The following is a 13,649-nucleotide window of genomic DNA, read 5'->3' on the forward strand; positions in this document are numbered from 1 at the left end:
GGGTGGAGCGGCCGACCGCGGGGCCGTGCACCAAGATGATCCCGACCACGGCGATCCCCGCCGGGACGATCCTCGCCGAGGAGTCCCCGGCGGCCGCACCCGCGCGCCCGCCCCACGAGGAGCCTTCCCGACGTGACCGAGTCCTCCGCGCCGCCGTCCGCGACGAACGGCTCCGACGACCCGGGCCCCGACCGCTCGAGCCCGGGGCGGCCGACGCCGCCGTCGGGGACCCCCGTGCCCGACACCGGTCCGGGCGTGGCGGACCCGGACCCGACCGGCGGGGTCCCGGTGCAGTCGGTCGGGCCCGCCGGGACCGCCGGCGAGCACACCGACCTCCGGGCGGTGCTCGAGGCCACGCGCGCGGAGATCGAGGAGGCCGACTGCCCGGAGTGCGGCGCGGACGCCGGGCAGGCCGTCGAGGGCGTGTGCGGGAACTGCGGGACGCGGCGGCCCGCGGTGCGCGACCACGTGGAGTTCCGCCTGGGTCCCGGCGCGGCGGTCACCGACCGCGGGCTGCGCCGGCGCCGCAACGAGGACGCCTGCGCGCTCGGCCGGATCGCGACGCCGACGGGCGAGCTGCTCCTCGGGGCGGTGTGCGACGGCGTCGCGTCCGCGCGGCGCGGCGACGAGGCCTCCCTGGCCGCCGCGGAGGCCGCGGTGGCCGCCGGCCTCACCCGCGTGACCGCCCACCACGACGGCGCCGGGCTCGACGCCCTCGCCGCGACGGCCGCGAGCGCCGCGGCGGAGGCGGCCGCGGACCTGCTGCGCTACGGCGGCGACCCGAACGACCCGCCGGCCACCACCTACACCGGGGCCGTCACCCGCGCGGGGTCCGCGGTCGTCTCCTGGGTCGGCGACAGCCGGGTCTACTGGCTCGCCTCCGACGGCACCTCGCAGCTCCTCTCGACCGACGACTCCTGGGCGGAGGAGATCGCCGCCGCCGGGGTGATGAGCCGCGAGCAGGCGCACGCCGACCGCCGCGCCCACGTGCTCACCCGCTGGCTCGGCCACGACTCCCCCGAGGGACCCGCCCGCGCCCGCCGCTTCCGCCCCGCCGGGCCGGGCTACCTGCTGCTGTGCAGCGACGGGGTCTGGAACCACATCCCCGACGCCGACCGCCTCGCCGCGCTGCTCACCGGCGACGACGTCCTCGCCGACGCCCGCGCCCTGGTGGACGCGGCCCTGGCCGACGGCGGCCACGACAACGCCACGGTCGCACTGCTGCCGCTCGACCCCGCCGACGGCGAGGGCGAGTGGGACCCGCGGCCCGACGGCAGCGACGACACCGGGCCGATCCTCATCCCGCTCGGCGACGATGACGACGACGAGTACGGGGACGACGGCGGTGACGGGTCGGGCGGCGCGTACCCCGGCGACCCGACACGGTCCCGTCCATGACGGGCTGGACCGCGCGGGTCTGGGCCGACCGGGACCACTACGAGCTCGTCCGGGCCCGGCCCTGGACCGCTCCGGGCGACGTCGAGCTGCCCGCGTTCCCCGCCGACCCGGTGGAGTTCGAGGTCCCACTGCGCGGTGACGAGGTCCGGATCGGCCGGCGCGGGGTGCCCGACGACGCCCCGGGCACGGCCCGCCCGGACGACGACGCCCCGGGCATCGACCTCACCGGTCCGCCCCGTGACCCGGGGGTCTCCCACCGGCACGCGGTGCTGCTCGCCGTGGGCCCCGACCGCTGGGTGGTCCTCGACTCCGGGTCCACGAACGGGACCTCGGTGAACTACGCCGGGGAGCGGCTCGAGCCCGGGACACCGGTGCCGCTGGCCTCCGGCGACTCGATCCACGTCGGGGCGTGGACCACGATCACCGTCGAACGGCGATGAGGCGCAGCGTCGCGGGGTCGTCCTCGATCACCGCGGCGGCGGCCGGGTCCACGCTCGCGAGCGGGCCGGTCGTGGGGTGCGGGTCCGGGTCGGGCCCGACGCCGAGGGGTCCGGTCGCGGCGACGGGTCCGGTGGCGGCGAGGGGACCGGTCGCGGTCACGACCGGGATCGGGCCGGTCGCGGTCGTCGCGCGGTGGTGGGCCAGGACGAGCCGCGCCGCGAGGAAGCTCACCGGCACGGCCAGCACGGCCGCCGCGAGCGGCGCGAGGCGCTCGTCGACGCCGAGGTGGACGAGCGCGACCACCCCGACCGTGGTCGCCACGACGTTGACCGCCTGCGAGGCCGGGTAGAGCAGGAAGCGGCGCCAGGAGGGCCGCACGCGGAACGTCACGCGGCAGTTGAGGAAGAACGACACCAGCATCGCGGCGCCGAGCCCGATGACGTGGGCGACGAGGTAGCCGACGTGGGCGAGCACGAGCAGGTAGACCACGTAGTAGGTCGCGGCGTTCACGACGCCGACCAGGGCGTAGCGCACCAGCGCCCAGAACAGCGGCGCGCGTCGACCGAGGACCGCGCTCACCGTCTCCGTCCCCTCATGCCCGGAGCATCCGTGCGCCACCCCGTCCGCGGTTCGGTCTAGCGCGCGACGGGGTTGAGGGTGACCGCGAGGAAGACGAGGACGACCCAGGCGACGCCGAGGACCTGGAGCACGCGGTCGTGCAGCACGATCTCCTCGGGCTCGCCGCCGTTGCCGCCGTCGACGTCCACCGCGTAGCGCAGGATCGCCACCACGAACGGCACCACCGAGATGATCGCCCACATGCTCGGCGGGGTCGGCGCGCGGCCCGGGACGGTCGTCACGCCGATCCCGAAGGCCCACAGCCCGTAGGCCATGATCACGACGGTGGCCGAGAGCGACCACACGAACCGCAGGTAGGACGCCGAGTAGCGCTCCAGCGACTTGCGGATCTTGGCGCCGGTGCGCTCCGCGAGGCGCATCTCGGCGTAGCGCTTGCCCGCCGCCATGAACAGCGACCCGAACGCCATCGTCAGCAGGAACCAGGGCGAGAGGTAGAGCGTCGCGGCGGCGCCACCGGCGATGGCGCGCATGAGGAACCCGGAGGAGACGATGCAGATGTCGATCACGGGCTCGTGCTTGAGCCACAGGCAGTACGCGAGCTGCACCACGATGTAGACCGCGGCCACGATCGCGAGGTTGCGGGTCGCGAGGAAGCTCAGCGCGATCGCGCCGGCGAAGAGCACGACGGCGACGCCGTAGGCCACCGGCGCCGGCACGATCCCCGCGGCGATGGGCCGGAAGCGCTTCTTCGGGTGCGCGCGGTCGGCCTCGACGTCGCGGGCGTCGTTGACCAGGTAGACCCCGGACGCGGCGAGCGAGAAGACGGCGAACGCGACGACGACGTGCGAGAGCACGTCCAGCTCGCCCAGGCGTCCGGCCGCGAACGGCGCCGCCAGGACCAGGACGTTCTTGACCCACTGCTTGGGCCGCATCGTCTTGAGCACGCCCAGCGGGACCGCCAGGGGACCGGTGCGGCGCACCGGCACCGCATCGTCGTCGGGAGCGTCCTCGGGCTCGCGCTCCTCCAGGGCGTCGACGGCGAGGCGGGCGGCGGCCTCGTCGGCCGCGGCGTCGTCGGGGGTGTCCCCGCGGGCCTCCTGCTGCCGCTTCGCGTCCTGCGACATCGTCATGCGGTCCTCCAGCGGCCGACGGATCCGCGCGCGATGAGCCGGCGCGCGCCCAGTGCGCACGCCACCCCGAGGGCGGACCCGGCCAACACGTCGGTCGGGTAGTGGACGCCCAGCACCAGGCGCGAGAGCGCCATCGCGGGCACGGTCGGGAGGACGGCACCCGGCCGTCCGAGCAGGCCGCCGAAGAGCACCGCGGCGGCCGTCGTGGAGGTGGCGTGCGAGGAGGGGAAGCTCAACCGGCTCGGCGTGCCCACGTGCACCGCGACCCGCGGGTCGTGCGGCCGCGGCCGGCGGACGACCCGCTTCACCACGATGGACGTGCCATGGGCGGCGACGACCCCCGCGGTCGCGGTCACCCACTGGCGACGGCGGGGCCGGTCGAGCGCGGCGCCCGCGGCACCGAGCGCGATCCAGCCGGCGGCGTGCTCACCGAAGAACGACATCGCACGGGCGGCCCGCACGACGGAGGGGTGGTCGATGCGGCGCTGGACCGCGGTGAGCGCGGCGACCTCGCCGGCCGGATCGTCGCTCACGTCGGGCGCCCGATCGAGCACACGTCCTCCTCCCGGGATGTCCCCGAGTCAGGGCCGCCCCACCGGCGGAGGCAGGCGGCAACCGGGGCGATGCTACGCGGACCTTGACAAGCGGCCGTCAGGGAGGCAGGTCCCGGCGCGCCGCGGCGGCGCGGAGCCGGGTCAGAACCAGCGCTCGAGCACGAGGGCGACCCCGTCCTCGTCGTGGTGGGCGGTGACCTCGTCGGCGGCGGCCGCGAGCTCGGGGTGGGCGTTGCCCATCGCGACGCCGTGGCCGGCCCAGCGCAGCATCTCGAGGTCGTTGGGCATGTCGCCGAACGCGACGACCTCCTCCGCCCCCACGCCGAGGTGGGCCGCCGCCTGCGCGAGCCCGTGCGCCTTCGTCACCCCGCGCACCGAGCACTCGACGAGCCCGGTCGAGGCGGAGAACGTCACGTCGACGAGCTCGCCCAGACCGTCGCGCACGGCGGCCGCCATCGCGTCGCTCGACAGACCCGGTCGGCGGGCGAGGACCTTCATCGCGGGCACGGCGGTGAGCTCGTCCGGCGGGACCTCGACGTGGTCGGAGTTCGGCCAGCCGTGCTCGAAGCCGGGCTCGCTGCAGAACTCCGCGACCCCGGGGCGCCGCACCCGCTCCACCGCGAGGCCCGCGCCGGGCAGGGCGACCCGCAGCCCGGCGATCACCTCGCCCAGCGTGTCGGTGTCGAACTCGGCGGCCTCGAGCACCCGGTCGGCGCCGGCGTCCCAGAGCACGGCCCCGTTGGCGGCCACGCAGAGCCCGCGCTGCCCGATCGCGTCGCACACCGGGAGGATCCAGCGCGGCGGTCGGCCGGTGGCCAGCACCAGCGGGACGGCCGCGTCCCGCATCCGGTCGAGCACCGCGAGCAGGCGCGCGCCGGGGTGGCCGTCGGCGCCCAGCAACGTGCCGTCGACGTCGCTGGCGACCAGGCGGGGTGCTCTCACGCCGCCGATTCTCCGCGCCCCCGCGCCAGGCACGCCGCCGGAGCGGGTACGCCCCGGTCATGACGAACGCCGACAGGGTCGCGGCCCTGCTCGAGGCCGGGGGCGAGACCTTCGCCGCGGAGGCCGGCATCGACCTGGCCGACAAGCCCGCGCCGCTCTACCGCCTGCTCGTGCTCGCGGTGCTGCTCTCCAGCCGGGTGCAGGCGAAGCTGGGGACCCGGGCGTGCCGCGAGCTCGTCGACTCCGGCCTCGGCTCGCCGGAGCGGATGCGCGACGCGGCGCGCGACGAGGTCCACGAGGCGCTGTCCCGCGCGAAGTTCCTGAGCAAGGACCAGACCACCGACGCGCTGCAGCAGGGCGCCGAGCTCGTGGCGGACCGCTGGCGCGGGGACCTGCGCCGGATGCGCGCCGAGGCCGACGGCGACACCGCCCGGCTCACCGGGCTCCTCACCGAGGTGCCGCGCCTGGGCCCGGTCGGCGCGGACATCTTCACCCGCGAGGTGCAGCTGGTCTGGCCGGAGTTCCGCCCGCACCTCGACGGCAAGGCCACCGACGGGGCGAAGGCGGTCGGGCTGCCGACGGACCCTGCGGCGCTCGCCGAGCTGGTCGATCCCGACGACCTGGCCCGCTTCTCCGCGGCCCTGGTGCGGGCCGGGCTCGACGACGACGTGGCCGAGCAGGTCACGTAGCGGCGCGGAGTGCTCCCACCTCGGCGAACGCCCGCTGGTACTGGTCGGCCATCGCCGCCGAGGTGTAGTGCGCGAGCGCCCGCGCCCGTCCGGCCGCGCCGAGCGCGGCGATCCGGTCGGGGTCGCGGAGCACCGCCGCGCAGGCGTCGGTCCAGGCCTCGCGGGTGAGCGGGTCGACCACCACCCCGGCGCGCCCGTGGTCGAGCATCTCGGGGATCGCCCCGCTCACCGCGGCCATCACGGGCACCCCGCGGCCCATCGCCTCGACCATCACCAACGGGAACGCCTCGAACCCGCTGGGCACGCAGAGGACGTCGATCTCCGCGAACGCGTGGTCGGGCCCGGACGAGCGGCCCCGCCAGCGCACGCGGTCGGCCAGGTGGGCGGGCGTCCGGGCCTCGAGGTCGGCGCGGTCGGGCCCGTCGCCGAAGATGTCGAGCGACCACCCGGTCAGGCCCTGCTCGTCGAGGGCGGCGAGCGCCTCGACGAGCAGCAGCGGGTTCTTGTAGGCCTTGATCCGGGTGAGCATCCCGAAGCGGATCCGGTCACCGGTCGCCCGCCACGGCAGCGGGTCCGGCTCCGGGATGCCGTTCGGGACCACCATGACGCGGTCGGTCAGCCGCTGGTGGCGGGTCAGGTCGGCGTGGTGCTGCCGCGAGAGCACGACGAGCGCGTCGGCGACCCGCAGCGCGCGGGCCTGGGTGGCGGAGTAGGTCGGGCGGTCCAGCTCGGCCGGGTCGTGGGTGGCGGGGAGCCAGGACCGTCGCTGCCCCCGGGCGCGGCCCAGCGCCCGCCACGCGAGCGCGAAGCCCATCTCGGTGTTGGTGACCCCGCCGACGACCACGGCGTGGTCACCGGGCAGGTCCGCCGCGTCGACCACCGGCTGCCAGAACGGCTGCAGCGTCAGGCGCACCCGCGGGTCGAGCTCGGTGACGTAGCGCCCCAGCTCCTTGAGGCACACCACCGTGACCGGGTGGCCGCGGGCGACCAGCTCGTTCGCCAGCAGGATGCGCTGCCGCTCGGCCCCGCCCAGGACGAGGTTGTTCGAGGTGATGACGACGCCGGGCAGGCCCGCCGCGCGGTCGGCGACGTGCGTCGTCCGTCGGCGGCGCTCCGCCCGCGCGGCCGGGAGCAGCCGGTCGAGCGCCAGCACGCCGGCGGCGAAGGCGGTGCCCCCGCCGCGGTGCCCGGCGTTGCCGAGCAGGATCACCCGCGCGGCCCGCTCGAGCTCGGCCTCGCGGCGCACGCGGTCCTCCTCGGTCGACGCGAGGGAGTCGCCGGGCAGCCGGACCTGGCCGGCGCGGTCGTCGGGATCGGCGACCAGGTGCAGCGTCCACCCGGCCGCGCGGGCCGCCCGCTGCCAGGCGAGGTCCTCCCCGCGGTCGAAGAAGTCCTCGTCGAAGTCGCCGAGCACCGCGCGGGCCGCCCCGGACACGAGCAGGCAGCCCCCGACGAGCACCCCGTCGACGGGGCCCGGGGCGGGCGGGCCCGCGAGCAGCTCCCCGGCGCGACGTCCCCGCAGGCGCTCGGCGACCCCGGCGTGCGCCACGAGGTCGCGGACCAGCCCGGGCGTCCGCCGCACGACCGCGTCCCACGGGTGGGGGTCGGCCGGGTCGGGCTCGGGCACCGGCGCCACGGCGGCGACCCCGGGCCGGGCGAGCACCGCCCGGGCCCCCGCGAGCGGGCCGAGGAGCTCGACGCCCGGCTCGAGCAGCAGCAGGTCGACCGGCGCCCCGGTGGCGGACGCCGCGTCCGCGCGGGCCGCCAGCGCGTTGCGGGCCGCGACCCGGCCGGCGTCCGCTTCGGCGACGGTCCAGTCCACGTCGGGCCGGACGGCCGCGAGACCCGCGCGGTCGGCGTCGGTGTCGGCGTCGACGGGTTGGCACCAGACGAGCACCCGCGCTCCCGGGAGGTGCTTGGCCACCCCGTCGAGGGTCCGTTGGAGCGGCTCCGCCGCCCCGGCGGACACCACGAGCACCGCGAGCCCCGTGCCGGTCGGATCGCCGTCCACCGTCGCCTCCCCGAGTCCTGCCCGCCGCGGCGGGACGGCGGCGATGGTGGCACGAGCCGCCCGGACTCCCCGCCGCGCCCCACCGGGCCTGCAGTGGGAGCGATGTCGTACCCGTCTACGCTCGCGCGACGAGATGTCCCCCGATCGGGGGTCGGTCCGTCCCGGAGGGACGACCCGGATCGCTCCGGGGCCCGTCGGGTCGTTGGACCGGACGACCGGGGAGTGCGGACCGGGGGAGGGGGTGCGTGGTGCTCATCGACACGCGAGGCACGACACGACCGGTGGAGCTGGACCGTTCGGTACCGGCGCTGCTGCTCAAGCTCGGCAACTACCCGCTGCACCACGGCGGAGTCGGGGTCGTCCGCAGCCTCGGACGCTGCGGGGTCGACGTCTACGCGGTCACCGAGGGCCGCTTCACCCCCGCCGCCTGCTCGCGCCACCTCCGGGGGCGGTTCTCCTGGCCGACCACCGGCAGCGAGGACCCCGCCGAGCTCGCCGAGGGACTGCACGGCATCGCGAAGGCGATCGGGCGCCCGGCGGTGCTGGTGCCCACCGACGACGAGGCCGCGGCGGTCGTGTCCGAACTGGGCGCCGAGCCGGGCCTCGCCGACGACTTCCTCTTCCCGCGGTGCGACGACCCGGGCCTGCCCCGCCGCGTCGCCAGCAAGGAGGGCCTGTTCCGGGTCTGCGCCGAGCACGGGATCCCGACGCCGATGACCCGGTTCCCGGAGAGCCTCGCCGAGGTGGAGGAGTACGCCGCGCACGGCGCCTTCCCCGTCGTCGTCAAGAGCCGCGACCCGTTCGAGCGCCACCGCCACCCGACGGTCCGGTCCTCCACCGTCGTCGAGACCCCGGACCGGCTGCGCGCGATGGCGCTGGACTGGGACGAGTCGCCGTCGGTGATCCTGCAGGAGTACGTGCCGCGGCAGACCGCCGAGGACTGGGTCGTCCACGCCTGGTGGCCCGGCCCCGGCGCGCCGGACGAGGGCACGCTGTTCACCGGGGTGAAGCTGCGGTCGTGGCCGCCGCACGCCGGGTTCACGACGGCGGGCCGGGCCCGCTGGAACGACGAGCTCGCCGGCCTCGCCCGCACGCTCTTCGACGCGGTCGGCTTCCGCGGCATCGCCGACCTCGACTGGCGGCGCGACCTGCGCGACGGGCGCTACAAGCTCGTCGACTTCAACCCGCGCGTCGGGGCGCAGTTCCGGCTCTTCGAGGACGAGGCGGGCCTCGACGTGGTCCGCGCGCAGCACCTCGCGCTCACCGGGCGGGCCGCGCCGCGGGCCCCGTTCCCCGAGGGGCGGGCGTTCGTCGTCGAGGACTTCGACTACGCCGCGCGCGTCGCCTACCGCGGGGACCGCACCGACGGTCCGGCGCCGGACTGCCGCGCGCCGTCGACCGAGCACGGCTGGTTCGCCCTCGACGACCCGCTGCCGGTCCTGCCGATGCTCGTGGGGCGTGCGACCCCGGTGGTGCAGCGCTTCGCCCGCACGTGGGTGCCGCGGGCGCGCAAGCTCCGCTGAGCCCCGGTCCGCGCCTCCGCGTCCGGCTCCGGCTCCGGCTCCACACCCCGCGAACGCACGAACGGCCTGTTCGTCACCGTCGAGGGTGACGAACCGGCCGCTCGTCCTGTGCTGGCCGGGGCTCAGGCGATCGCGTGCGAGCCCACGGGGTAGGCGACCCGCAGCGTCGGGCCCCGCTTGCCGGCGATGCGGCGCGCGAGCTCCGGCGCGGCGTACCAGGTGCCGGTGACGAAGCGGTTCACCGGGCCGAACGACCGCACGGCCGGCGCCCCGAGGAAGTGCAGCCCGGGCACCGAGGACTCGAAGCCCTTGCGGAGCTTCGGGGAGCCCTCGACGAGCTCCAGCTCGCCGAGCAGTTCCTTGTCCAGCAGGTCGTAGCGGGTCACGTCGACGTCGTAGCCGCTGCCGACCATGACGTGGTCGGTCTTCAGCGTCGTCCCGTCGGCCAGGGTCACGACGATCTCGCCGCCGGTCGACTCCGCGGACGTGATCCGACGGCCGAGCTGGAACGGCACGTGCTCGAGGCGGGCCCGCAGGTTGTGCGAGCCGGCCGGGAACAGGCAGCGGCGGCGGACCTCGAGCTGGAGGCGCTCCGGCAGCCGCCGGTAGGTCTCCGGCGCGGCGGCGAACCACCCGGTGGCACGGCCGCCCACGTCCGTCGGCGGGACGCGCCACTTCTCGCGGAAGGTGGGCGGCGGCGAGCCGGCGGGCTTGTGCGGGCCGAGCCAGTGCGGGGCGTCGGCGCGGGCGGTGATCGTGACGTCGACACCGAGGTCGGCGAGGATCGCCGCGTTCTCCAGCGCGCTCTGCCCGAGCCCGACGACGAGGACGCGCTTGCCCACGAACGTCGAGAGGTCCTCGTGGTGGGCCACGTGCGAGACGGTGCCCTCGGGGAGGTGGTCGAACTCGGGGACCGAGCGCTCCATGTTGCGCAGGCCCACGGCCATGACCACCCGCTCGGCGTGCATGCGGTCGCCGTCGTCGAGGTGGACCGAGAAGCCCGACCCCTCGCGGACGACCTGCTCCACGCGGCGGTGGTCGAGGTCCGGGACGATGCGCTCCGCGATCCAGTCCCCGTAGTCCAGGAAGTGCTGCAGCGTCGCCGGGTTGTCCAGCGCGATGTCGTGGGCGCGGGCCCACGCGGTGATGGTGTGTCCGGGCACCGGGTGCGCGATCGAGGACGCGCGCTCCTTGGAGCGCAGGATCATCCCCCGCGGCATCTGGTGCTTCCAGGACCCCATCACCTCACCGAAGGTGTGGGTCGACGTGCCCTGGTGGCGCAGGAACGCGGTCGCAGCGAGCCCGTACGGGCCGGCGCCGACCACCGCGACGTCCGTGGATCCGGCCATGGTCCCCCTCTCGGCGAGTGCGCCGCAAGGTCGACGGCGCGTCCGCACCCATGATGACGAGCCCGGATCCGCGCTCGTCGTCGGGGTCAGCCGTCGGCGCCCTGGTAGGCCACGTCCGCGTACGACTCGCGCGCGATCGTGGGCTGCCGCGCCCACCCGGAGCGGGTCGTCGTCCCGGGCTCGAGGGCGGTGCCGTCGGTGGGCAGGTCGTGCACGACGAGGTCGACCGCGCCCCACGGCCGGGTCGCCGGGCCGCCGACGGGCACCGAGGTCGGGAGGCGCACGTACGTCGCCTCGAGGTTCTCGCCCCGCCACACCCCGCCCAGGGTGTTGTCGGTCCAGAGCCCGGTGTACTTCTCGCCGAGGTCCTCGCCGGCCACCATCCGGTAGCGCGTCGGCGGGGCGATGCCGTCGGTGACGAACTGCTGGTCCACGCACGGCCAGAACGCCGAGGTCATCTGGTCGGCCCGCACCGGGACGCCGTCGAGGATCTCCCGCACCGGCCGCGCACCCCCGAGCCAGGGCTGCGCGACGGCGAGCACGCCGGACGGGGAGTCGGCGACCACCCGCACCGCGGTCGGCCGGCCGGGCCGCCCGACCAGCGAGATCGGGATCTCCTGCCAGGTGCGGTCGTCCGCCACCGGCGAGAGGCCGATCTTCTCGCGGGTCACCGACGTCGGGGCACCGATCGGCCCGGTCGCGATCTCGAGCCGGACCCCGGCGCGGATCGCGAGATCGGGGTCGGGACGCGCGAGGACGGGGACGACGACGTCCGTCGCGCCCGGCCGCGGGTCGCCGGGGGCCGCCGGGGTGCCGGCCGCGGGCGGCAGCGGGTACCAGCCCGAGTCGAGCGCGCCCGAGCCGGAGACCGCGGGCCCGTCGGTGTGCCAGACGGTGCCCATCCCCGGCACGGCGCGCGGCACGGGGCTGCCCTGCGCGGTGAGCCAGTCCCCGGTCAGGACGGCGGGCGTCGGCGTGCCGAGCGGGGTCGGCGAGGGCCGCAGCACCGACACCTCGTCCTCCAGCCCGCAGGCCGAGGGGCGCACCGCGTCGTGGACGTTGCCGAGCGCAACCGTCCAGCCCGGGTACTGGCGCACCGGCGCCAGCACGAAGACCCCGACGAGCCCGACGACGACGGCGAGGCAGGCGGCCACGAGCACCGCGCGGGCGGGCGAGGGGCGGGGGGCGCGCGGCAGCGCGCGGCTGTGGGCCCACCACGCGGCCAGCAGGGCCACCGCGATCCAGATCAGCGGGTTGCGCAGGTAGACGTCGCCGACGTGCGGGGCGAGCAGGCCCTGTTCGGAGCGGGTGAGATCGGGGACGGCGTGCGGACCGAAGGGCTGGCCGCGGTCGGAGAAGGGCCGCCACAGGTTCAGGCCCGCGAACGTGACCGACGCGCCGACGACGACCACGCCGACGCTCGCGGCGGTGGCGAGGGCCCGCTCCTGGCGCGGCAGCGCGGCCCGCAGCAGGGCGACCGCGACGAGGACGGTGCCCGACGCGGCCACCGCCGGGAAGTGCAGCACCCACTTCGTCGGGCTGATCGAGAGGAGCGCGAAGGCGACGCCGGTGGTGGCGGCGCTGGTGAGCAGGAGGCGCCGCAGCGGGTCCTGCTGGTCGCGCCAGCCGCTGGAGACCGCGGCGACGACGAGGACGGCGAGGGTGAGGAGCACCGGCGCGCGGCGCGCCCACGGCGTGACCCCGGGGTTGAGCAGGGTCTGGTAGTGGACGAGCTCGTCGTACCAGGGGACGGTCGCGTAGTACCAGGAGTGCACGGCCTGGGCCTCGAGCACGTCGCCGATCGAGGCGTCGGCGAGCCCGACCGGCACCGCGACGGTGGCCGCCGCGACGACGACCGCGACGGCCGCGACCGCCGGCCACCGGCTCGTGGCCCACTGCGCGCGCAGCCAGTCCCATCCCCGCGACGCGTCCACGACGAGCGGCGCGATCGCGACCAGCCCCGTCGGCGAGCACGTCACCGAGACCGCCGCGGCGGCGACGGCCACCGCGACGGCGCCCACGCCCCGCGCCCCGCCCCACCGCCGGGCCAGCTGCCCGCAGACCAGGGCCACGACCGAGAGCAGCACGATCAGCGGCTCGGGGCGCAGCGTCAGCCCGTAGGGCAGCCACCACAGCAGGTGCGCGACGAGCAGCGCCCACGGCACCTTCGCCTCGCGGACCTCGATGCCCTCGAGGGCCAGGATCGTGTAGACGCGCAGCCCGGCCCACGCGAGCAGCCCCAGCAGGACCGCGAGCAGGCGCATCCACAGCAGCGACCAGCCGCCGATCGCGCCCCACACCCCGACCACGTACTGGGACGCGACGAAGGGGGCCTCGGTCGCGTCGAACATGTAGACCGCGTTGGCCATGGTCCCGGTGCGTTCGGCCGCGCGCGCCATCAGCGGGTACCAGGAGTCGTCGAAGTTCGTCGGGCCGATCACCGCCCACAGCCCGGAGATGCCCACGACGAGGGCGTCGGCGGGCGAGGCGTGGCGGCGCAGGCGCGCGAGCACCGAGCGCACCCGGGCCCACAGCCGCGCCCCACGCCCGGGCGGGCCGCGCCGCGGGCGCCCGAACAGCACCGCGACCAGGGCGGCGAGCACCACGAGCTGGGCGATGAGCAGGGTCGTCTTGAGCGACGAGGGCGACGAGCCGTAGCGGTCGTCGGGGCGCAGCGCCACCGTGAGCCCTGGCGTGCGCTCGCGCTCGGTCGACAGGCGGGTCACCTGGGGCGGCTCGACGTCGGCGCAGGCCCCGCAGGCGAGCGGCACCGGGGCCCCGTCCCGCGTCACCCGCGGCGGGGCGCCCGCGTCGACCGCCACCGACCAGGTGCAGGGCGCCGCCCCGAGCGGGGCGTCGACGAGGCGTTGGCCGTCGAGGTCGACGGTGATCCGGCGCCCGGGACCCTCGCCGGCGGCGGCGACCAGCAGGCCGCGCGGCTCGCCGGGGGGCACGGTGCGCAGGCCCTCGACGGGGCCGGGCCCGGCGAGCGCCGCGCAGGGGACGACCGCGTCGAAGGACAGCGGCCGGGGC

At 76.6% G+C, this 13,649-nt stretch carries 11 protein-coding genes; 4 read left to right on the top strand and 7 right to left on the bottom strand.

The features are described 5' to 3' along the window. Positions 1-132 precede the first annotated feature (132 nt). Together AC0CYZ_RS01815 and AC0CYZ_RS01820 are read left to right on the top strand one after the other, a co-directional pair. Positions 133-1,398 (top strand): PP2C family protein-serine/threonine phosphatase, encoded by a 1,266-nt coding sequence (locus tag AC0CYZ_RS01815; protein ID WP_472211686.1) that lies wholly within the window; start codon positions 133-135, stop codon positions 1,396-1,398. Further along, on the top strand, positions 1,395-1,838 hold the full coding sequence (locus tag AC0CYZ_RS01820) for an FHA domain-containing protein (protein WP_472211689.1): 444 nt from the start codon (positions 1,395-1,397) through the stop codon (positions 1,836-1,838). Before AC0CYZ_RS01815 ends, AC0CYZ_RS01820 begins: the two co-directional genes overlap by 4 nt. Here AC0CYZ_RS01820 and AC0CYZ_RS01825 read toward each other — a convergent pair. The 4 genes from AC0CYZ_RS01825 to AC0CYZ_RS01840 form a co-directional block, all read right to left on the bottom strand. Then, positions 1,819-2,418: a GtrA family protein gene (locus tag AC0CYZ_RS01825; RefSeq protein WP_472211692.1), complete on the bottom strand. Its 600-nt coding sequence runs from the start codon at positions 2,416-2,418 to the stop codon at positions 1,819-1,821. The genes AC0CYZ_RS01820 and AC0CYZ_RS01825 overlap by 20 nt on opposite strands. 56 nt (positions 2,419-2,474) lie before the next feature. Beyond that, positions 2,475-3,542, bottom strand: a complete 1,068-nt coding sequence (locus tag AC0CYZ_RS01830; RefSeq protein ID WP_472211714.1) for a decaprenyl-phosphate phosphoribosyltransferase — start codon at positions 3,540-3,542, stop codon at positions 2,475-2,477. Positions 3,543-3,544: 2 nt separating this feature from the next. Continuing rightward, the gene (locus AC0CYZ_RS01835; RefSeq protein ID WP_472211695.1) at positions 3,545-4,102 is read right to left on the bottom strand and encodes a phosphatase PAP2 family protein; all 558 of its coding nucleotides are present in this window, start codon (positions 4,100-4,102) and stop codon (positions 3,545-3,547) included. Positions 4,103-4,243: 141 nt separating this feature from the next. Then, entirely contained in the window at positions 4,244-5,044 is an 801-nt protein-coding gene (locus AC0CYZ_RS01840; protein ID WP_472211698.1) for an HAD family hydrolase, read from the bottom strand. A gap of 59 nt (positions 5,045-5,103) precedes the next feature. Here AC0CYZ_RS01840 and AC0CYZ_RS01845 point away from each other — a divergent pair, with 59 nt between their 5' ends. Next, a complete protein-coding gene (locus AC0CYZ_RS01845; RefSeq protein ID WP_472211700.1) occupies positions 5,104-5,733 on the top strand; it encodes an endonuclease in 630 nt (209 codons plus the stop codon). On the opposite strand, the gene AC0CYZ_RS01850 is transcribed toward AC0CYZ_RS01845, so the two are convergent. Beyond that, positions 5,726-7,744: a glycosyltransferase gene (locus AC0CYZ_RS01850; RefSeq protein WP_472211702.1), complete on the bottom strand. Its 2,019-nt coding sequence runs from the start codon at positions 7,742-7,744 to the stop codon at positions 5,726-5,728. The two genes, AC0CYZ_RS01845 and AC0CYZ_RS01850, sit on opposite strands and share 8 nt — an antisense overlap. Positions 7,745-8,025: 281 nt before the next feature. Here AC0CYZ_RS01850 and AC0CYZ_RS01855 point away from each other — a divergent pair, with 281 nt between their 5' ends. Beyond that, positions 8,026-9,267 carry a carboxylate--amine ligase gene (locus AC0CYZ_RS01855; RefSeq protein ID WP_472211705.1) on the top strand — a complete coding sequence of 414 codons (1,242 nt, stop codon included), beginning with the start codon at positions 8,026-8,028 and terminating at the stop codon, positions 9,265-9,267. A 122-nt stretch (positions 9,268-9,389) separates the two neighbouring features. On the opposite strand, the gene AC0CYZ_RS01860 is transcribed toward AC0CYZ_RS01855, so the two are convergent. After that, the gene (locus AC0CYZ_RS01860; protein WP_472211708.1) at positions 9,390-10,616 is read right to left on the bottom strand and encodes an FAD-dependent oxidoreductase; all 1,227 of its coding nucleotides are present in this window, start codon (positions 10,614-10,616) and stop codon (positions 9,390-9,392) included. Positions 10,617-10,702: 86 nt separating this feature from the next. After that, positions 10,703-13,649: arabinosyltransferase domain-containing protein (locus AC0CYZ_RS01865; RefSeq protein WP_472211711.1), on the bottom strand; the 2,947-nt coding region annotated here is incomplete at its 5' end.

It is taken from the genome of Actinomycetospora sp., assembly GCF_055612215.1.

Bases quoted from the DNA above. Each gene is read 5' to 3' on its own strand.
- AC0CYZ_RS01820 (WP_472211689.1), top strand. From the start codon at position 1,395: ATGACGGGCTGGACCGCGCGGGTCTGGGCCGACCGGGACCACTACGAG.
- AC0CYZ_RS01830 (WP_472211714.1), bottom strand. From the start codon at position 3,542: ATGTCGCAGGACGCGAAGCGGCAGCAGGAGGCCCGCGGGGACACCCCC.
- AC0CYZ_RS01845 (WP_472211700.1), top strand. From the start codon at position 5,104: ATGACGAACGCCGACAGGGTCGCGGCCCTGCTCGAGGCCGGGGGCGAG.
- AC0CYZ_RS01860 (WP_472211708.1), bottom strand. From the start codon at position 10,616: ATGGCCGGATCCACGGACGTCGCGGTGGTCGGCGCCGGCCCGTACGGG.